This window comes from Fictibacillus marinisediminis, from assembly GCF_023149135.1.
Lineage (GTDB): Bacteria > Bacillota > Bacilli > Bacillales > Fictibacillaceae > Fictibacillus_C > Fictibacillus_C marinisediminis.
Window position 1 is genome coordinate 3,778,256 of sequence record NZ_JAIWJX010000002.1, and the last position, 20,828, is coordinate 3,799,083.

Sequence of the window (20,828 nt, forward strand, 5' to 3'; positions counted from 1 at the left end):
TATCAAGAAGGAGGCGCACATTAAACGCCTCCTTCTTTTATATTGCTGCCACTTTTTTCGTTTCCTTTTTAACCGCCTTGTTCAGCGGCCCCGTTACTTTTGTAAAACAGTAGATTCCGAGCATTCCGGACAAGAGATAGGATAATGCCATGCCCCAGGAAGGAACGAAGGAACCGATCGTGATTCCCGCAGCTCCCAGGATTTTTGCCATCTGAAAGGTTAAGCCATGCACAGCCATATAGGAACTCCGTGCATCGTCATTTACGATATCAGCCATCATGGACTGTTTGACCGGAACGTACATGAGCTCTCCCATTGTTGCGATAAAGATGGAAACGAGCAGCAATCCCGCTGAATTGCTGTAGCCCAGTACCGCATAGCCTGCAGCATACATCCAGAAGCCAGTATAGATGACTTTCTGGTCCGAATACCGGCTCATCCAGCGTGTGACAAGAACCGTTCCTGCAACCACAAGCACCGTATTGAACGTCCGGATCCAGCTGATCATCCGCAGACCGTCAAGATGGTAGGAAAACAGATCGCCGAATGTTACAAGCCGGGACGTGAATTCTTCCTCAAGACGTACGGAAATATAATTCCCTGTTTGAAATTCAATACTCACGATCAGTGTGGATGCTAAACAGAACCATAAAAACATTTTATCTTTCATGACCGTTTAGTAGTTGCCTGCCATATCCTTGAACACATTCACTTTTTGCGGAACAGCCGTCTGGGTGTAGGATTCTTTCATCACATACGCCACCAGATAAAGCGTGAAGATGCTGACAAGAGTTATGGCAATGAACAGCTCAAACCGGTGAGACTTAAACAGGAATCCTCCGACAATGGAACCGAGCGCAATCGACAGGTTCACGGCCCAATAGTTGATGCTGTACATGAACTTCCGGTTTTCCTTCGTACTGACGTCGATCAGCATCGCCTCAGCTGCCGGATTCATCAGCCCCGAGCTGATGCTTTGTATGAGCATCATGAACGAAGTGAGACAAGCTGAATCGTACCACGGGGAATTGGCTGCTGTCATGAACACGAACGCCACGACCGTAATCAGCTGGCCAACGACCATCACCTTTTTCCGCCCGACCCGGTCCGACACATAGCCTCCGTAAAATCCGACCAGGATGGATACGAACACGTTGATCAGCAGGATGATTCCCGCAAGCGCCTGCCCGAGCTTGGCAGACAAGTAGATCGCCATAAACGGAAAAATCATCGTTCCGACCACACGTGTCATAAATGATGTAATAATCCTTATCTTTATATTAGGATGCAAATCCCGAAACATAGATTCTCCCTCCTTTTACCATTTCTTCTATCTGCTGTTTATTTTCCTCTAGTAAAAGGGGAAGAAAAAGTGTAAAATCCAGAAAAGAATTTCACCTTTTATGGAGGAAACCGGAATGGAAATCCTTGATTACTACATCACCCTGCATCTGCAGCATCCCGAAAAGATCGACGAAACCCCGGCAGAAGTCACCGTCAGCCAGCTGGAAACCTTATTCTACTGTACAAAACGAAACGTCAACCTTCTCTTAAAACGGATGGGCGAGGAAAAATGGCTCACGTGGATTCCTGGAAAAGGCCGCGGCAACCGTTCAAAGGTCCTTTTTCATTACAGCCTGGAAGAAGCGGTTGAGGCTCACTTTGCAAAACTGCTGGCGAAGAACCAAATTACAGAAGCCGCAGAATTTCTGAACCGGCCGCTTCTGCCTGAACACTTGGCGAAAAAGCTTCAAGCCCGAATTCAGGACAACTTCGGCCTTCAGGTTAAACAGACCATCTCAAGCTCAGTCGACCTGCTGAAGATTCCGATGAGGCGCCCGCTTGCCGCCCTTGATCCCGCTCATTCCTATACAGCAGCAGAAGCACATTTTGTACGGCAGATCTTTGATACGCTCGTGAACTACAACTCAGTGACCGGGAAGTTCGAGCCGCACCTTGCCCACCATTGGGACGTCAATCCTGATAAAACGGAATGGACCTTTTATTTACGGAAAAGCGTGCGGTTTCATCACGGCAGGATCCTTACTGCCCAAGATGTAAAATATACGCTGGACCGGCTGCAGGATCCCTCGGTGCAATCACCTTACCGCCACCTGTTTTCCGAGATCCAATCCATCCAAACATTCAATGATTACGCAGTGAGGATTATTTTAAAACGGCCGAATGTGTTCTTTTTGCATTACCTCAGCTCCTACCACGCGCCGATTGTGCCGCATGATGTTCCGATCATTACGGGCAAAGAACTCATCGGGACCGGGCCGTTCAAAGTGATACAGTATAGCGATAAGGTGTTTATTCTGGAAGCATTTGATGAGCACTTCAACGGACGGGCACTGCTCGACCGAGTGGAGCTGTGGTTCGTGGAACTGAACGCTGACCGGATTGTCCACTATGAGCTGCCTGGCAGTGAGGCGACAGAAAACCGCCACATGAAGGTGAACAACAACGGCTCTCACTATTTAGTCTTTAATTTTCAAAAGGAAGGCCCTCACCATGATCTCTACTTCCGTCTAGCGGTCGATGAGCTCATCGACCGGAACCGAATGATTGCCGAGCTTGGCGGACGGCGGAACAGCCCGGCCAGCAGCCTTTGGCCCAAGCGCAGCCAGCTCTCACCGTATCCATCAACATCATTGGATCGCGCCATTGCATTGTTAAGCAAAAGCTCCTATCAGGGAGAGGCCCTTACCTTTAAGTATTTGGATTATACGAGCGAGGGATTGAGGGAAGCGGAATGGCTGCAGAAAAGATTCTCGGAAGCAGGTATTTCTGTGGAGCTGTCGCCTTATTCTCTGCTGGATCCGCAGCCCCTTGACGCAGAGATCCTCTCCAAAGGCGAAGTGCTTGAGAGGGATACCCAATACGGCTTCCTTTCCTTTATAAAAAGTGAAAGAAGCATGCGCACCCTGCTGTCTGAAGAACAAATTAAGATACTGGATGAATACTTAGCCCGGTTCACGGGGGAAGAAAGCTATGAGAAACGGGATCTGATATTAGAGGAAATCGAAAAATATGTGGAGGACGAAAAGATCCTTCTCCACATGTACCATATTGCCAAAGAGTGGAACTATCCTGTATTGCTGAAGGGTGTTCGGCTGAATGACTTTGGATGGGCGGATTTTCGGAAGCTGTGGGTGAAGCCTGAGGTCGGGAGCACTAAATAGCAAAAAACCACGGATTCCGTGGTTTTTCTATTTCTCATTTATTTTTTCTTTATTTTAGCCAATACCCATCACTGTCTGTAACTTCTACCAGTAATGAAGGAGAAGGTGGAAAGAGTAAAATTACTTCTGTTATGGCTAAATCTTTCTGAACAATTTGATGCGGATGTCTTCAGGTGAAGAAATTTCGGCAAGCGGGAAATCCTGGCCGGTTGCACTCAGCAGTCCCCAGTATCTTTTTTTGTATTTGTCTAATGGTGCACTCGTCCATTTTCCGTTTTCTTCGTTTATATTGAACTCGTTTTCCAAATAAAAAGGATTATGATATAGCCAGTGATCCGAAATGGAAGGAAGACGGTTCCAGTAAGTAAAATCATAACTGTACTCATTAAGTGATATGATAGGATATCCAATTTCAGGCTGAAGCTCAACTTCAATGCCATATAAGGTCCCTTCTCGCACTTCATCCAATTGCGGCAAAGGAGAGTCTGTTTCTTTTTGATAAAGCTTAATAAAATTGGTAGTAAGCCAGCCCTCTGGATAAGCATCCGACTTCCAGCGCAAAAACCTCGGCGTTAAACTGACAAACCCTTCTTCCTTCCCTACCCTGTCCAGTTCAGCAAACAATAGGTCCAAACTTTTATAAGTTTCCTGCAGAACCTGAACGGCATTCGTTATATTTTCCCCTTTTGTTTTAAGCGTTGAAGACATAGTGCTCTTCCTCCTTTAGGGTTTGTGTGTTCCAACTCCAGCTCACCGTGCTATTAAGTGATTCCGGCGAAAACTGATAATGTTCATCTGACACTTCTTGCGCCAATAAATTTTGGGTGAACCCCGTAAAGCGTTCAAATCCTTTCCTCCGCAAAAGCTCCTGCATGTCTTGAACGATTTGCTTCCTCCCCAAATCAAGATCACCAGGTGACAACTCATTAAGCGTCTCCAGCACATCTTCCCACGATAAAAAACCAAGGTGAACACCCGGTTCAATAATAGAGCGGCTCCGAATGGCTTCTTGTACATTCTTCATCGTGACGAACGGTGCCAGAAAAATAAGGTAAGCCGTTTTTCCTTCGCTTATTTCAGCCAGCATTCTCGCATAACGGGCAAGCTGGTTTCTGCTTTCTTTGTAATCAATCTGCAAATCCACGGCATCTCCATCGTCCTCAGACGACAACCCGCTCAAGTATTTTACTTCAATCCCTGCAAAGGTCCCGCCCAGCCGGAGCCGAAGATCAATTTCTCCCTCGTGATGTTTTGGCCAGAACTCAAACACCGCGTCAAAACCTCTCTCTTTTTCAATAAGGTTGCTCCACTGCACATGTTCATCGTCCTGTTCAAATCTTGCCTTTTTCAGGATATGACCCAGAGCGGCTTCAAACGGCAAATAGCGGATGGTGCCAAAGAAATTACCTGTCAATAAATCTTCCAAACGGTCAGATAAATTGCTTCCGGTCGTCGATAATTTGTTATGTATATCAGCTAACAAAACGAACCCTCCTTTCCTTTTAATGTAGCAAACTTTTTCCGTCTTTTATAGAATTATTTTCCAAATCAAAAAGACCAACCTGCTAAGCAGATTGGTCTAATTTTTTTTTTATATATTTTAATTCTCCACCGAAACCGAGGATACATCGCTTTTTCGACGCTGCTTATTTATCAACGGATAGATGATAAAGCCGGCAAGGAACAAGCCGATTCCGAGGCCAAACGTCTTAAGATCAGCTGTCCCCGTTTTGATCACCCATATGGAGTAAATAAGTGCTAATACCGCAATGATGACATCCTTGACTCGCGAGCCTTTTGATCCTTCCATGGCTTCCCCTTTTAAGGTGAGCTTCAGGAAAAAGGCTGCTGAAACAAGATAAGGAATCAGATAAGCAAGCGTAGCTGCTGTCGTCAGGAACGTATACGCCTGACTGATGGTTCCTGAAATCGTAGAGAAAATTAAAATCTGTGACATCACATTTGTAACAGTAAGAGATCTTGTTGGGCTTCCTTTTTTGTTCACTTTTGCAAAATACGCAGGAAAAGTTCCCGATTTTGCTGCTTGATAAGGAACCTCTGCGCTTAAAAGGATCCAGCCGATCGTTGCCCCAAATAAGGAAACGAGTGCGAGAATAGCCATGACATTTGCACCTGCACTGCCGATTATGGCAGAAAGGGCATCAACGAAAGGCTTGTCAGAAGCTTTTAAGACTTCCTGAGGCAAGATTCCCATCGTCAGAAGCGTAATCGCCATGTAAATCACAAGAGCAACAATGAGTCCGAAGATCGTAGCGCGGCTCACATCCCGCTGTGATTTCGCACGTCCTGATAAGATAACGGCCGATTCAATACCGATGAACGCCCATAGCGTAGAGATCGCCGCCATTTGCACCTGGCTGAACAGTCCATGTGGCGTCCCGCCTTCATCAGCGACAGGTGTATAGAATTCACCGAAATTGGATGACTGGAATGCAAAAAGTGCTGCGACAATAAAGAGTGCAAAACCGGCCACCTTTGATGCTGTTGCAATAAAATTCAATTTTCCAGCTCTGTTCATGCTGCTCACCAAAATAAAGTGAATTCCCCACAGCAAGACCGTACAAACTCCAAACGTAATGATTTTACCGAGTTGAATATCCTGTGATCCTATAGAAAAAACAACATGCTGTGCTTTCATAATGGGTAAGAACGCAGAAAGATAACCAGCAAAGCTTGTGACCATCGCCACATTGCTGATCCAGTTGGCTATCCAGTATCCCCATACCATGCTAAAGCTTGCTACATTCCCTGCGCTTTTTGATTTAAACATCGCGCGTGCATAGCTTTGCGGTCCAGCGGTTAAGTCCGGACGGCGGATCGACAGCTTACTGAAGATCAGCGCAATCATCATGACACCAAAGCCTGTGACTAGCCAAGCAATGGTAACCCCGAGCGGGCTCGCGGTCTGAGCAAGTGAACTCGGCAGCATAAAAATGCCGGAACCTACCATATTTCCGATAACGAAGGCTGCTAAAAGCCAGAACCCCCATTTTTTCGTTGTATTCGTTGTATTCATATAAACATTTCCCCTCTAAATATAAAAAAAACGCATGGCTGTTCACCACCGCGTTTCATATTGAAACCCGTTTTATAGTTTATTACTTTACCATGCTAATATATCAGATAGATAAAGAAAATGTCAATCCGGCAAACTATTTTACTCGATTGGTATATTTTACCTCACTTTCCTGATTGCAAAAAGTCTTCATTTTTATTTACTAACAAATCTTTAAAAGGTAAAATATACCTAAAATTAACAGGATGTGAAATGCAGATGGAGATCACTGTGCACTTCTGGTTTAACCTCTCACTGCTCATTGTTTTGCTCTTTTTTTGCCTGCTGGGGACTGGAAGATTTCATGCACAGCAGCGGTACCGAATGATGTTCTATGCTTATTTCATTGTGTCCTTGGTGATTTGTTATCTGTTTTCATATAAACTCAGCAGCAGTATGTATCTGGATCTGCGCAATATACCAGTCATCATCGCTGGATTTTATACAGGGTATGCTCCACTCTTTTGTTTAATCGCTGTTCTTTTAAGAGCCTTTTACGGATTCGACAGCGGTTTTTTCTTAAATATTGTGCTCTATGCAGTGCTCGGAATATCCCTATGGCGCCTCTCACCGTGGTTCCTTAAGCTTTCTTCTAACCGCAGAGTCGGTTTGGCCAGTCTCTTTACGCTGCTCATCAGCTTTTTAACCATGATATTTACCCAGATGATGTTCTCTTCCAAGGAGCTGCTTGATGTCTGGTTTGCCTATATGGTTATTCCGCCATTAGGTGCCGGAATGATTGTTTATTTTATGGAGCTCATTGATAAAAATCTGGTGCTGCAGGAACATATCGTTAGAACCAAAAGACTGGAAGCCGTAGAACAGATGGGGGCTGCCATTTCTCATGAAATCCGCAACCCGCTGACCACTGCCATAGGCTTTGTTCAATTGCTGCAGGAAAATGATGCCCCTCAGGAAAAACAAACGGAATATTTAACCCTCATTAAAAGTGAGCTGGAATCTGCTGAACGAGTTATACAGGATTATCTGACGTTTTCCAAACCATCTCTAGTAGCCTTAAGTGATATCTACCTTCACGACGAAATTCATCACGTCCTTAAAATTCTTCAGCCGCTCGCTAACCAATATTCAGTAGAAATCACAGAAAAACTAGAACCCGTATCCTCCATTCATGGAGACCGCCAAAAGATTCGGCAGTGCTTTTTAAATATCGTAAAAAATGCCATTGAGTCGATGCCAAACGGTGGCGTACTGACCATAGAATCCACGGCTTCTCCCATAAATGCCATCGTCAAAATTGAAGATTCAGGAGTAGGCATGACAAAACAGCAGATTGACCGCCTTGGCGAACCTTATTATTCTACAAAAGGATCAAGAGGCACAGGTCTCGGAATGATGGTCGTCTACAGCATTGTTCGCGCGCTGCGGGGAACCATCAAGGTCCAGAGCAAGGTAGGGAAAGGAACCGTATTCTTACTTACCTTTCCCATTAAGCCCGAATCCTAATTTGTGAAACAAATGAAGCGCCAGAAAAGCAGATGGGAAAAAGCTTATACCCTTCTGCTTTTCAGATGGCGCTTCAATCCCCCCTACCAAAAATCAACAACATGGACCAACAGATCTTATATTAAAAAACCCGCCATCTCAGTGGCGAGTCTCGATAAATTGAAAATAGTTTCCTTTCCCTCCGATGGTGATGAACGAGTGGGTAAGCATAGCCCCGCCTTCCTTCTTGCGGACACCGTTCAGGAGGATGCCGTCCGTGATGCCCGCCGCGACAAAGAAACAGCTATCACTTTTCACAAGATCATCCATTCTTAGGATTTTACCCGGATCGCTCAATCCCATCGTCACACAGCGATTAAACTCTTCATCATTTTGGCAGACCAGCTGTGCCTGAAAATCACCGCCCAGGCTTCGCAAAGCCGCAGCCGCTATTACTCCCTCTGGCGCTCCGCCTGTTCCCACGAGCAGATCGACGTCAATCTCATCGATTCCTGTAGCTATAGCTCCTGTCACATCTCCATCGGAAAACAGCTTCACTTTTGCTCCCACTTCAAACACTTGCTGAATGAGATCATGATGGCGGGTTCGGTCTTGGATCATGACCGTAACCTCACTCACATCTTTACCCAATGCATCAGCAACAGCCAAAATATTCTCCGTCAAAGGAGCCTCAATGCTGATTCGCCCCTTTGCTTTTGGTCCCACCGCAATTTTCTTCATATACATATCCGGCGCATGCAGCAAATGGCCGCGTTCAGCAACAGCAATGACCGTTAAGGAATTGTCCTGGCCCTTAGACATAAGGGTCGTGCCTTCCACCGGATCGACCGCAATGTCCACAGCAGGACCAACTCCTGTACCTACCTTTTCTCCGATATACAGCATCGGTGCCTCATCCAGTTCTCCCTCACCGATAACGATTGTTCCATCCATCCCGATCGTGTTCATTCGGATGCGCATCGCTTCTGTACCTGCCCCGTCAGCTTCGTTTTTCTTCCCCTTGCCGACCCACGGGTAAGAAGCAATGGCCGCCTGCTGGGCAACTGCTAGAAAATCCAGCGCCAGCGTCTGAATGTCTTCTTTTTTATCCAAGCTCATAGTCATGCATGATCCCTCCCCTTCAGATTTTGGACATAGAAAAAGAGGGCCGCCTTCCTGGTTGTTTTCAGTTCAGCGGCCCTCCGGCATATAGTTATTACACGGTTTGTACAGATGTGATGACGCTTTCAAAGGCGGATAAGATTAGGTAGGAAGAAGTGGCGCCCGGATCCTGGTTGCCGAGTGACCGCTCTCCCAGCCGGCTGGACCGCCCTTTTTTAGAAAGAAGATCTTTCGTCGATTCCATGCCTTCTTTTGCCGAAGCAACCGCTTTCGTAAATGCGCCAGTAAAGTCCCCGGATTTTTCGTACTCCAGCTTCAGCGTACCCAGAGCCGGCTGAAGAGTATCGACCATTGTTTTATCGCCGACTTCCGCCTGTCCTCTTTCTTTAATTCCTTCAATAAAAGCATTCCAGAAGTTGTATAGGTCCTCCCCTGAAAGTTCGGTCTTGCCTTGAACTTCCTTACCGCCTCTCAAAAATCCTGTCGCATAAAGAGGGCCGACCGTTGAACCGACCGCGCTTAAAAACGTACGGCCTGCTGTGATGCTGATCTTTCCGCAATTTTCTTCGTCATGCAGTTCACCCTGGAGCTTTTCCTGAACAGCCTGCCAGCCGATCGACATCGTGACACCATGGTCTCCGTCGCCCAATTTGCGGTCAAGCTCGGATAAGTAATCTTTATTTTCCTCGACTGTATCCACAACACTCTGTAAAAAGGCTTTCAATTCTTTCGCTGTAAATGACATGTGGTCTCCTCCTTATCGTTGAACATACATCGGGCAATCTGCCGGTGCATCCACAAATTCTGTAAGTTCATCATCAAGCTTGATCAGTGTGACCGAACAGCCGCCCATCTCTAGTGACGTACTGTAATCGCCTACAAAAGAACGGTGGATCTGAATCCCTTTTTCATTTAAAATCTGTTCCACTCTGCGGAAAACGATATAGAGTTCCATCTTGGTGGTTGAACCTAAGCCGTTTACAAGAACAGCTACTTTTTCCCCTTCACCTAATGGCATATCGGCTAGAATATCGTGAACCAATCGGTCTGCTACTTGATCAGCCGGCTGCAGATCGCCTTTTTCTATTCCAGGCTCACCATGGTGTCCGAGGCCGATTTCCATCTCATTTTCTTCAAGCTCAAAACTAGGCTTTCCAGTCTGAGGAAGAGAACAAGGAGAAAGTCCGACTCCCATCGTACGGGTTTGATCGTTTGCTTTATTGGCGACTCTGACGACATCCTCTAAGCTGTAGCCTTTTTCAGAAGCCGCACCGGCCACCTTTGTTACGAAAAATTCTCCAGCAATACCTCTTCGTTTTTCCTTTTCCTCTTTCGGAGCGGATGCGACGTCATCGGTGACGATGACTTTGCCGACCTGAATGTCAGCTTCCAATTCTGCCAGCTCAGCCGCCATCCCAAAGTTCATCAGATCTCCGGCATAGTTGCCGTATACATAAATGACTCCTGCCCCTTTATCAATAGCCTTCGTCGCTTCCAGAATCGGATCCGGTGGTGGTGAAGCAAAAATGTTTCCTACCGCTACCCCGTCTGCCATTCCTGGTCCGACATAACCCATAAAAGCAGGTTCATGCCCAGATCCTCCGCCGATTAATACGCCGACTTTGCCATCTGCTGTTTCCCGGGCCGTTACGATCGAGCGGCTGTTTTCTGACAGCACTCTGACATGCTGCGGATGGGCTTTTGCGTAACCATCAATCATTTCTTCTACAACATGATTCGGATTATTTATAAGTTTTTTCATGATGAACGGCATCCCCTTTCAGAAATTCTTGTTCTTTATCTGTGATCTGCTGTACTTTTCTTCCGGAATTTCCTCCTGAGAAATGAGATTCGAGATAGGTTTTAACCACCTGTTTGGCGAGCTCAATCCCGATAACCTTCGATCCCATCGTCAGCACCTGAGCATTGTTGCTTTTCTGGGCACGTTCTGCAGAATACGTATCATGGCAGAGGGCTGCCCGGATGCCTGGCACTTTTCCTGCTGCGATCGCCACTCCGATTCCTGTTCCGCAGCACAGGATTCCTCTGTCCAGTTTGTTTTGAATGATTCCTTCTCCTACCTCAAACGCCACTTCCGGATAATCGACCTCAGAACACGAATGGCAGCCGTAATCTACTACCTCGTGGCCCAGCTCTTGTATATAGTTTTTAAGACTTTCTTTCATATCAAAGGCATTATGGTCAGAACCCAATCCTATCCTCATTATACAACTCCCTTTCTCTCTATTTTAGTTTTATAACGAAATTTTCTAATTATTGTTTTCTTTCGTTTATTTTTTCATTTATTTCGTTTTATGTCAATTGTTTATTGTTATTTATTTTCATTTATTTTCGTTTTGTGTTTTGGGGTAAAAAGAAGAACGCCTCGCAAAAGACGTTCTTTTCATCTTTTTAAATTCCAAACTCTCTTATGCCTTTTGCGCTGTTTTAAATTCCTCTATTGAGATCCGTTCTGCTTCTTCCGCTTCCTCTTTGGAAAGAGTGACAAATTTCATTAGAACAGCACTCACAAGATACAAGCCTGTGTAGATCCAAATAATGCCTACCGTATCCACCATTCCAATGAAAGCCCCTACGATTGCCGGGCCGACGAATGTACTCAGTCCTGCTCCAAGGTTAAGAATAGACATCGCTGCACCCCTGTTTTCTGGAGCTAGCGAAGGAATTAGTGCTGATAAGGGTACGAATCCTGCAAGACATGCGCCATAGCAGGCAGCTACTGCTGTTGCCACAAAGTAATTAGGACCGGCCGCGAGCGGTACATAATAGAAGGCTGCTGTAAAAATTGCGCAGCCTACGCCGCCAAACCACATGACCGTGTTCCGCCACCCCAGCTTGTCACCAACAATGCCGAAAATAAGGTTAAAGATGATGTTGCTCGTCCAGAGAGAGCCGTAGATTTGCAGCCACTCCGATCGAGTAAACCCAAGATCCATCATGAACGCCGGCATGAAGACGACAAAACCGTAGGCAGCGGATGTGTTAATCGTCCGTACGATTCCACCCATACCGATTTTCGGATTTTCAAATGCGATGGTCACGCCTTTTAATAGATATCTCAAAGCGTCGCCTTTATTTTCAAATTTCTTTTTGTGTTCTTTGTCTTTGTTCAGAAAAATCGCTACTGTCGCTCCCAATAGTACGAAAACAAGTGCGCTCCATAACGTTTTCATTTCACCCAGCACCGGCAGTGCAAAGCTTGAATAATACGCGCCAAGTACGTTTAATCCGCCGCTGAAAGCAAACCAGAACCAGCCTACTGCTGTTCCAAGCTTGTCAGCCGGGGCATAATAAGTCACCCATACGAGGAAAGAATAGGCGAAAAGCGGATATCCCAGTCCCCGTAAAGCATAGGTTGGGAGCATAATAGCAAGATTCATGCTCGTAATTCCGAACGTCAGGAAAACTACCGAACCAGCTATAAACAGCGTCAGCCCCAGCATCATCGCCTTTCTCGGCCCGAGCACTTCGGCCAGGACGCCTGACAGCCACGCTGCTATCGCAACGGCAAAGCCATAGACACTAAAAATAAGAGCGGATTCCTGCATCGTCAAGCCATGGTCTGTTAAATAAGAAGAAAGCCAGCCTAACTCAAGGCCGTCACCCATCATAAAAATCAAAACTCCGAAATAACCGAGAGCCATTTTCCGATCCATCCCGATTCTGTCCAAAAGACGATCCACTTGTATTCCTCCTTTGCCTGATGGTTTTTAATAAGAAGGCTGCAAGCTTCCAACCAGCAGCCATTGTTTTTATAGATTCGGATCAAGCACAACCTTCAAGGACTCTGCCCCGTTTTTCACAAGCTGGAAGCCCTTTTCGAATTCTTCCAGCGGCAGTGTATGCGTCACGACACCGTCTGTCGGAAGGTCGCCGTTGGATATTCCTTTAATCACATGCTCGTAGCAGTATGGACCGAGGTGGGAACCAAGCACATCCAGTTCTTTGCGATCACTGATGATGCTCCAGTCTACTGTTACCGGCTCTTTAAATACGCTAAACTCTACGAAACGTCCAAGCTTGCGGATCATGGTCAGTCCTTGCTCCACCGACTTCTGTGCACCTGTTGCTTCAATATAAATGTCACAGCCATAACCGTCCGTTAATTCTTTGACAATGGCATCCACGTCATCCTTTGCCGGGTTGAGCACCATGTCTGCTCCGAACTTTTTGGCAAGCTCTAAACGCTCTTCGAAAAGGTCAAGCACGATTAGTTTCCCAGGGCCTGATTTCTTTATGGCACCAATCATCCCAAGACCAAGTGTTCCCGCCCCTGCAAGAACTACCACATCACCAAGCTGAATCTGTGCACGCTGTACAGCATGGAAAGAACATGCATACGGTTCGATCAAGATAGCTTTTTCAATCGGGAGGTCCTCAGGCACTTTATAATTGATGGCTTCCTTCGTAAATTTCATGTATTCTGCCATGGCACCGTTTACATTATTCTGAAACCCGTAGAGATCATGCTTTTCACACATCCAGTATTGTCCGCGATTACAGAAGCGGCAATCCCAGCAAGGAACGATCTGTTCCGAAATCACACGTTCGCCCAGCTCAAACCCGGTTACCCCTTCACCCAGACCAACTACATGACCGATAAATTCATGGCCAGGAATCATTGGAGCTTTAATATAGGCAGGCTGCTTTTCATCTCCCCAGAAGCTTGGTGCACCGTCAAACGCTTTTAAATCTCCGGCACAAATTCCGCACGCTTCCACTTTTACAAGAATCTCACCTTCTCCGATCTCAGGAACAGGAACCGTTTCAAACCGGTAATCTCCTGGCGCATATGCTACAACCGCCTTCATGGTCTTCGGAATACTCACATTCTTCGTCTCTTGTTCAGCAACCGTCTTCATGCTCATCAATATCTCTCCCTTTGTATGATAGTTATAGAGAACGCTTTCATTTTCTCAAAAAATAACTCACTTTCCTCCTTTTTATTTTTATATTCTTTCTTTTTTTATTGTTTATTTTCGTAATTGCGAGGTATTGGGTTTATTATAGTACCATTATGTTTGAATAGTCAATTAATTTTTGGATTTTTTGTATTTTGTTTTCGTTTTATTTTGTTTTATTATTGATTTACAATGTTTATGAAAGATGGTGTAATAGAATAATAAAAGTAAAACAACCAAAACGATAAACATAACTAATCGATTTGTAGGTGATTTTATTGGGAAAAATGTTTGTGCCAGAACGACGCAAAGCCATACTTGATAGATTGAATGAAAGCCAGAGAGTCTCCATCAAAGAACTTGCCCAAGAGATTCAAGTATCTGAAGCCACCCTCCGCACAGATCTAACACGCATGGAAGAAGAGGGACTGCTGAAACGGACCCATGGCGGTGCTGTCTTGGCAGAGTCAAATGACAATGAGACAAGCTTTTCCATCCGTGAAAAGAAAAACAAAACCGAAAAGTCAGTGATCGCCAAAGAGGCCGCCGCATTGATCGAAAACGGACAGTGCATCATGCTCGATGCCAGCTCCACCGCCCTCGAACTTGCCCGTGTCTTGAAGGAAAAGCAAATCAGGCTCACTGTTGTGACCAGCGGAATCAACACCGCTCTCGAGCTGAATGAACATCCGGACATTACCGTCATCTTATTGGGCGGCATCGTAAAACGAGGATCGCACTCCCTCGAAGGAACACTCGGGGTCAACATTCTAAGCCAGATTAATATTGATCTGCTGTTTACCTCAGCCAACGGGTTCTCCATTGAATCGGGACTTACCGATTTCAGCGTCTATGAAGTCGAGCTGAAGAAAGCGATGGTAAAGGCAAGCAAGAAAGTAGTAGCCTTGCTCGATCACTCCAAATTACACAAGAACTCCATCGCATCCTTCGCCGCTCTCGATGACCTTGACATCATCATTACAGACAGCAGTGATGCCGAAAGCGATAAATCCGCTCTCGAGCAGCATGGTGTTGAATTGATAACGGTGGAAACGGAATAAAGAAAAGCAGCCTGACAACATTTTGTCGGCTGCTTATTTTATTACCAAATGGTATAACCTCCATCGACAATAAAGGTCGATCCGGTTGCAAAGGTGGAAGCGTCCGATGCCAAATAGATCGCTAACCCGCCAAGTTCATGCGGTTCTCCCAGCCTCTTCATCGGTACAAGATCAAGCACATGCGCGAGTTCCCCTCCCGGCGCAAAGATTGGCTTCGTCATCTCCGTTTTCATATAGCCTGGCGCGATGGCGTTCACCCGGATATTATAAGGCGCCCACTCAGAGGCAAGACACTTTGTCATCATGGCTACTGCCGCTTTTGAAGCATTGTACGCGCACTGCGCTTCTGTGTTGGCGATAAAACTCGACATGGAAGCAACATTAATAACCGAGCCTCCTCCATTTTCTTTCATAACCTTTCCCGCATATTTAGAAAGCAGAAAGACACCATTCACGTTCACGTCCATTGTTTTCTTCCAATCTTCTAAACTCTGTTCTTCCACCGTGATCTTCTGGCAGATTCCCGCGTTGTTAACAAGAATATCGATGGCACCGAAATCGCTTACAATTTCGTTGATACAGCTTTTCACTTCATCCTCTAGGGTCACATCCAGTTTAAGACCCAGCGTTTTTACCTGATGAGCTTTGAGTTCTTCAGCACTCTGCTTTGCCGTGCCCTCGTCCATATCGGCGATCACTACGTTCGCGCCTGCCTGCGCGAGCGCTTCAGCCATCGCTTTCCCCAATCCTCTTCCTCCGCCTGTAACAAGAGCTGTCTTCCCTTTTAAACTAAAAAGCTGCTGATAGTCCATACATATCCTCCCTAAACTAAAAGTTATGTAGAATTCTATCATTTACTTTTGTTTTGTCAATTTTATTTTTGTTTTATTTCGTTTTCTGAAGTTAGATGGTAGGAACGGTTTCGATAACCTCCTGAAGATGGGAGATTCATAGAATGGAGGATTTTCGCTGCAATAGAAGGCGAGGCTATGTTAAGAAAGTTGCGCAACTCGCGGTTTGTTATGCGGCTTCCGCAAAGGGCAAAATAATCGTTTAGTGCTGGAAGGTAAGCCGCTTTAGAAGAATGGGAGCAGCTTGTGCAAAACCACTTTCCGTAAAACCTTGTCATCGGTAAGTGATTGCAGTTTGGACAGTGCACACCGTTTAGAATTTCATTGGGCGAAATTTCATAGAGCGAGAGAATGTCAGGGGTAAAAGGACTGTGGGCTTTGAGTAGCTGACGGGAAATTCTATTCATCTCTTTTTGGGGAATTTCTTTTGTATATTGGCGTTGGAAGGCTGCAATTCTGAAGGGAATGTCTTTGTTCTGGGTTACTTTTTTTGAGGATTCTGGGGATAGCTTCATAAGAGAGTTTTTAATTACTGTTTTGGGATGGCTAATGACAACCAGGGTTTCAACGGGGAATGCAGTCAGCTTTTGTTGTGAGAACCAAGAGAGCAGCTGTACTTTTTGCAGTTCAGCTTGAAGTATTGGATCCGCGAACGCCTCCTCTTTTTCATTGGAAATTCTGATCAATTGTCTGAAGTCTTCATCAAAAATGAGGGTACCTGCAATGTTCTTCACCTCCAAAATTAGAGCAAAACGTTGAGAAAGTATGAGAGTATCGAGTTGAAAGTGCCGTTTTCGGTCAGGAAGCCTAAGATCATGGAAAATGCTGAACTCCTTTTCCTGCAAAAAGCCCAGCGGGTAGTCCAACGCCTGTTCGCCCCGATAACCAGCCAGCCTTTTGGCATAATCCAGCTCAATTTCCCGCCGTTTAGGATGATTTTGGGGAATTCGCCGCAATAATGCCTCCAAAGCGGTTATATATTGCGGGTATGCTCGTTCTTTTATGATCAAATTATCACTCTCCTTTCTTTTCGGTAGTTATTCCCGTTGATTGAGAGCGATTCCTGCTACGGTGAGTGAAATAATTGGGGTGCGTTATTTTGGTTACGTGCGGGTTTTGTCGGTTTTCTGTCCACTTAAAGGAACTTACTGTCCACTTTTCCTTGTTTACGTGCGACTTTTCGCAGCTTACATGCCAAACACAGCACGTTACATGCCAAACAACGCATCCACATCCACCCGCAAAAAAAGCCCCGCTCATCAAAGCGGGACGCCATTTTGCAGCACTTCTTCTGCCTCTCCGCTCTTCAGCCGCTTCAGCCCATGCATCAACGCACGCTTCTCCTGTCCGAAAAAATCATGCAGCTCCAAATAATAGCGGTACAGCTCTTCATACAGCCTCACGTTTTCAGGAATTGGCTTGAATGTTTCTTCCTTCACTCTTGCCATCTTGTCAGCTGCTTCAAAAATAGAATCATAGCCTCCTGCCTCACGCCCTGCCGCTACTGCCGCATACATCGCAGCGCCAAGTGCGGTCGTCTGGCGTGAGTTGGCGATTTTAATCTCGCGGTTCGTCACATCCGCATAGATCTGCATCAACAGGTGATTCCGTTCAGGCAGTCCGCCCACGGCAAAGATTTCATCAACAGCCACGCCGGCATCAACGAAACTTTCAATGATCTTTTTTGTGCCAAAAGCCGTTGATTCCAACAAAGCCCGGTAGATTTCTTCCGGTTTTGTTGCCAGTGTCAGACCAACAATCGCCCCGGACAAATGAGCATCGACGAGAACAGAGCGATTGCCATTCCACCAGTCCAGTGCAACAAGCCCGGACTGACCCGGCCTGCAGGCTGCTGCCTTCTTCTCCAGTAATTGATGGACGTTCATTCCGGCATCGGCCGCTTCTTTTTTCACATAATCGGGAACAGCCTGGTCAACATACCAGGCAAAGGAATCACCGACAGCAACCTGCCCGGTTTCGTAGCTGATGCAGCCTGGAATAATGCCGTCTTCTACAATCCCGCACACACCTTTAATCGGTTCTTCCACATCAGAAATCAGCATATGGCAAGTTGAGGTCCCCATTGCCATTACAAGCTGGCCAGGGTTTACAGCGCCAACTGCCGGAACTCCTGCATGAGCGTCAATAATCCCTACCGCTACAGCAATCCCGGGTTCTAATCCTATAAGCCTTGCCATTTCTTCTGTAAGTTCTCCCGCTTTTTCTCCAATGGATAAAACAGGCCCTCGCATTTTCGTATCTAAAATGTTTTCAAGGCGCATGTCGAGCGTGCTGAAAAATTCAGCGGAAGGATAACCCTCTTCTTTATTCCAAAAGGCTTTATAACCGCATGTGTTGCTGCTGCGGACCATGTTTCCGGCAAGCTGTGAGGTAACCCAGTCACCCGCTTCCATAAACAGATCCGTTTCTTCAAAAACGTCAGGCGCCTCCCTCAAGATCTGCAATATTTTTGGAAACATCCATTCTGACGAAGCCTTTCCTCCATATCGTTTCAGAAAACCTTCGTTCCTCTCTTCTGCAAGTTTCGTGAGTTCGTCCGCTTCTGACTGTGCGGCATGATGCTTCCATAGCTTGACCCAGCTGTGCGGATTACCTTCCCAGTCTGGCTGCAGGCAGAGCGGTTCACCCTCTTCAGTTAGCGGCATAATCGTAGACGAAGTAAAATCGATCCCGAGGCCGATAACATCTTCTGCGCTTACCTTAGCCTGTTGAAGGACAGCAGGCACCGATTCACGCAGAACATCAAAATAATCCCCGGGATGCTGCAAGGCCCAGTCTGCTTCAAGCGCTGTACCTCCAGGAAGTTCCTCATCCATCACACCATGTCTGTAAGCGGTAACATTTGTGGCAATCTCTTCACCGGAAGCAGCTTCCACAAGCAAAACCCGCCCGGATTCCGTTCCATAATCAATTCCGATAACATATTTTTTCTGCAAAACAGCAGCCTCCTTTGGTCTATCGCTCTTTTTTAGAATAGTACTACACTTTTTCGGGAAACGCACAAAAAATTAATCTCACCCCTGCTTCAAAACCCTCAAAAACACTTCCATTGCCTTCGTCTGAAATTCCGTATCCTGTGTCACGAGCGTGAACTGCCGCTGGACCGGAAAGCCCGGCAGATCAAGGACCTTAAGCGTTCCTAAAGCAAGCTCCTTCCGTATCGTCCATGTGGAGAGAAACGAAACACCGAGCCCTGCCTCGACCGACTCTTTAATGATCTGCGTGCTCCCGAACTCCATCACTGAACCTGGAGTAAATCGATGGTCAGCAAACATCTGCTCGGTTGCTTCACGCGTTCCGGACCCCTGCTCCCGTACGATCCACGTTTCATCCTCAAGATCAGAAAACGAAACCACTTCCTTCTGAGCCAGCGGATGTCCAGCTGAAACAACGACCACGAGACTATCCACAGAAAAACGCTCCATCGCCACGTGCTCATCTGTCATCTTTCCTTCAATGATTCCCACATCGATATGCCGGGATGCCACTTGGTGAACAATTTCGCGGGTGTTGCCGATCATGATGGACGGGTTGATCTGCGGGAACTCCGCACGGATCGTAGCAATGATGTGAGGCAGAATATACTCACCAAATGTGTAACTGGCCCCGATGCTCAGCTTTCCGCTTGGCTGGCTCATTAAGTCAGCGACAAGCACATTCATCTTTTCATAGAGCGACAGGATTTCCTTGGCATGATGGTAGACAATTTCTCCAGCCTTCGTCATCTGCACCATCTTGTTATTCCGTTCAAGCAGTTTCGCATTCATTTTACTCTCTAAGTTTTTGATATAACGGCTCACCGCCGGCTGGGTGATATGCAAAACTTCCGCCGCATGCGAAAAATTGGCTTTTTCCACGACCGTCACAAATACATGCAGTTCCTGATCCACTGTCTTTCCCTCCGGTTTTTAAACATCTGTTTAAATCCTAGTTTGGTACATTTATAACAAATTAGTTATCATCACTATCCAAAAAAGTGATTTTACTTATACTACCCCCAAGAGTAACATGGAAGTACACAGGAGGAAAGACTTATGGAATACTCTGAAACTTCAGCTCACATCGTAAAAAGCCCGCGCCTTCAATGGCTTGCCGGCATCGCTTTTACCTTTTTTATCGCATTGCTGGGATTAGGCTTATCCAAACTGCCCGGATTCGATCACATCGGACCGCTTGCCAGTGCCATCCTGATTGCCGTTGGTTACCGGCAAGTTTCCGGCTATCCTGAAAAACTCCGATCAGGCATTGAGTTCTCAGCGAAAAAGCTGCTGCGTTTTGCGATTATTTTATATGGATTAAAACTGAACATCGACGTTATTTTTCACCAAGGACTGCCGCTTTTGGTCCGGGGCATCGGAACCGTTGCCTTCTCCATTGTTGTAATGTACGCACTGTCCAAATGGCTAAAAGCAGACGCGTCCATCTCCCTGCTGCTCGGCATCGGTACAGGAGTATGCGGAGCAGCGGCCATTGCGGCCATCTCACCAATCGTAAAATCAAAGGAAGAAGACACGGCGATCAGCGTCGGCATCATTGCCTTGATGGGAACACTATTTTCCATTCTCTATACCGTACTCCGGCCCTTGCTTCCCTTGTCGGACACCAATTATGGGATGTGGGCGGGCATCTCTTTGCATGAGATTGCCCATGTGGCATTGGCCGGAGCACCTGCCGGCCAGGATGCTCTCGAAGTGGCCTTGCTTGCCAAACTGGGGCGCGTCTTCCTGCTCGTCCCGCTCTGCTTCATCTTTATGTATGGGATGAAAAAGCGCTCACCGGAAAAACAGAAAAACTCCGCAAAGGTAGAGTTTCCGTGGTTTCTCATCGGATTCATCATCACGAGTCTGATCGGCAGCTATGTGCTGGGAGACATCATTCCCATCCCTTCACAAGTGCTGGACGACATCTCAAATGTCAGCACCTATTTTCTTACGATGGCGATGGTCGGCCTGGGCTTGAACGTCAGCTTCAGTACACTTAAAAACCGTGCGCTGCGTCCGCTGATTGCCATGGCATTGACCTCAATTCTTTTATCCGTGCTTACCTTCTTCACTTTATAAACCTTCTTGGAATCTCCTTTCAAGAAGGTTTTTTTATGCATGAAAAAGCCTTGTCTGTTATATTTAACAATGTGTAATAATTCA

At 46.3% G+C, this 20,828-nt stretch carries 17 protein-coding genes and 1 pseudogene; 4 read left to right on the forward strand and 14 right to left on the reverse strand.

The annotated features are described in order from the left end of the window. Positions 1–37: 37 nt before the first annotated feature. A pseudogene (locus LCY76_RS24195) lies at positions 38–1,303 on the reverse strand (MDR family MFS transporter). Positions 1,304–1,418: 115 nt separating this feature from the next. Here LCY76_RS24195 and LCY76_RS19870 point away from each other — a divergent pair. Beyond that, positions 1,419–3,185, forward strand: coding sequence for an ABC transporter substrate-binding protein (locus tag LCY76_RS19870; RefSeq protein ID WP_248254077.1), 1,767 nt, complete (start codon positions 1,419–1,421; stop codon positions 3,183–3,185). 135 nt (positions 3,186–3,320) lie between these two features. Here LCY76_RS19870 and LCY76_RS19875 read toward each other — a convergent pair whose 3' ends face one another. The 3 genes from LCY76_RS19875 to LCY76_RS19885 form a co-directional block, all read right to left on the reverse strand. Beyond that, positions 3,321–3,893: a hypothetical protein gene (locus LCY76_RS19875; RefSeq protein ID WP_248254078.1), complete on the reverse strand. Its 573-nt coding sequence runs from the start codon at positions 3,891–3,893 to the stop codon at positions 3,321–3,323. Then, entirely contained in the window at positions 3,877–4,668 is a 792-nt protein-coding gene (locus tag LCY76_RS19880; protein ID WP_248254079.1) for a hypothetical protein, read from the reverse strand. Before LCY76_RS19880 ends, LCY76_RS19875 begins: the two co-directional genes overlap by 17 nt. Before the next feature lie 117 nt (positions 4,669–4,785). Continuing rightward, entirely contained in the window at positions 4,786–6,222 is a 1,437-nt protein-coding gene (locus LCY76_RS19885; RefSeq protein WP_248254080.1) for an amino acid permease, read from the reverse strand. Between the two features lie 258 nt (positions 6,223–6,480). On the opposite strand from LCY76_RS19885, the gene LCY76_RS19890 reads away from it, so the two are divergent. Beyond that, positions 6,481–7,728 (forward strand): ATP-binding protein, encoded by a 1,248-nt coding sequence (locus LCY76_RS19890; protein ID WP_248254081.1) that lies wholly within the window; start codon positions 6,481–6,483, stop codon positions 7,726–7,728. A gap of 138 nt (positions 7,729–7,866) precedes the next feature. Here the strand turns inward: LCY76_RS19890 and glpX are convergent, their stop codons facing one another. From glpX to LCY76_RS19920, 6 genes are all read right to left on the reverse strand, one after another. Continuing rightward, positions 7,867–8,832, reverse strand: a complete 966-nt coding sequence (glpX, locus tag LCY76_RS19895; protein WP_248254082.1) for a class II fructose-bisphosphatase — start codon at positions 8,830–8,832, stop codon at positions 7,867–7,869. A 91-nt stretch (positions 8,833–8,923) separates the two neighbouring features. After that, positions 8,924–9,574 (reverse strand): dihydroxyacetone kinase subunit DhaL, encoded by a 651-nt coding sequence (gene dhaL, locus LCY76_RS19900; protein ID WP_248254083.1) that lies wholly within the window; start codon positions 9,572–9,574, stop codon positions 8,924–8,926. A gap of 12 nt (positions 9,575–9,586) precedes the next feature. Continuing rightward, positions 9,587–10,591 (reverse strand): dihydroxyacetone kinase subunit DhaK, encoded by a 1,005-nt coding sequence (locus LCY76_RS19905; protein WP_248254084.1) that lies wholly within the window; start codon positions 10,589–10,591, stop codon positions 9,587–9,589. Then, positions 10,572–11,054, reverse strand: a complete 483-nt coding sequence (gene rpiB / locus LCY76_RS19910) for a ribose 5-phosphate isomerase B (protein WP_248254085.1) — start codon at positions 11,052–11,054, stop codon at positions 10,572–10,574. The genes LCY76_RS19905 and rpiB overlap by 20 nt, the downstream gene beginning before the upstream one ends. Before the next feature lie 204 nt (positions 11,055–11,258). Continuing rightward, positions 11,259–12,506: an MFS transporter gene (locus LCY76_RS19915; RefSeq protein WP_062238009.1), complete on the reverse strand. Its 1,248-nt coding sequence runs from the start codon at positions 12,504–12,506 to the stop codon at positions 11,259–11,261. Between the two features lie 96 nt (positions 12,507–12,602). After that, positions 12,603–13,712 carry an MDR/zinc-dependent alcohol dehydrogenase-like family protein gene (locus tag LCY76_RS19920; RefSeq protein ID WP_248254730.1) on the reverse strand — a complete coding sequence of 370 codons (1,110 nt, stop codon included), beginning with the start codon at positions 13,710–13,712 and terminating at the stop codon, positions 12,603–12,605. 326 nt (positions 13,713–14,038) lie between these two features. On the opposite strand from LCY76_RS19920, the gene LCY76_RS19925 reads away from it, so the two are divergent. Further along, positions 14,039–14,812 carry a DeoR/GlpR family DNA-binding transcription regulator gene (locus LCY76_RS19925; protein ID WP_248254731.1) on the forward strand — a complete coding sequence of 258 codons (774 nt, stop codon included), beginning with the start codon at positions 14,039–14,041 and terminating at the stop codon, positions 14,810–14,812. A 41-nt stretch (positions 14,813–14,853) separates the two neighbouring features. Here LCY76_RS19925 and LCY76_RS19930 read toward each other — a convergent pair whose 3' ends face one another. The 4 genes from LCY76_RS19930 to LCY76_RS19945 all read right to left on the reverse strand — a co-directional run bounded on the left by LCY76_RS19930 (position 14,854) and on the right by LCY76_RS19945 (position 19,574). Continuing rightward, positions 14,854–15,624: an SDR family NAD(P)-dependent oxidoreductase gene (locus LCY76_RS19930; RefSeq protein ID WP_062237540.1), complete on the reverse strand. Its 771-nt coding sequence runs from the start codon at positions 15,622–15,624 to the stop codon at positions 14,854–14,856. A 62-nt stretch (positions 15,625–15,686) separates the two neighbouring features. After that, positions 15,687–16,673, reverse strand: coding sequence for a nuclease-related domain-containing protein (locus LCY76_RS19935; RefSeq protein WP_248254086.1), 987 nt, complete (start codon positions 16,671–16,673; stop codon positions 15,687–15,689). 249 nt (positions 16,674–16,922) lie between these two features. Continuing rightward, positions 16,923–18,620: a ribulokinase gene (locus LCY76_RS19940; RefSeq protein WP_248254087.1), complete on the reverse strand. Its 1,698-nt coding sequence runs from the start codon at positions 18,618–18,620 to the stop codon at positions 16,923–16,925. Positions 18,621–18,698: 78 nt separating this feature from the next. After that, entirely contained in the window at positions 18,699–19,574 is an 876-nt protein-coding gene (locus tag LCY76_RS19945; protein ID WP_248254088.1) for a LysR family transcriptional regulator, read from the reverse strand. 144 nt (positions 19,575–19,718) lie between these two features. Between LCY76_RS19945 and LCY76_RS19950 the strand changes: the two genes are divergently transcribed. Then, a complete protein-coding gene (locus LCY76_RS19950) occupies positions 19,719–20,744 on the forward strand; it encodes a YeiH family protein (protein ID WP_248254089.1) in 1,026 nt (341 codons plus the stop codon). The last annotated feature ends 84 nt before the right edge of the window (positions 20,745–20,828 follow it).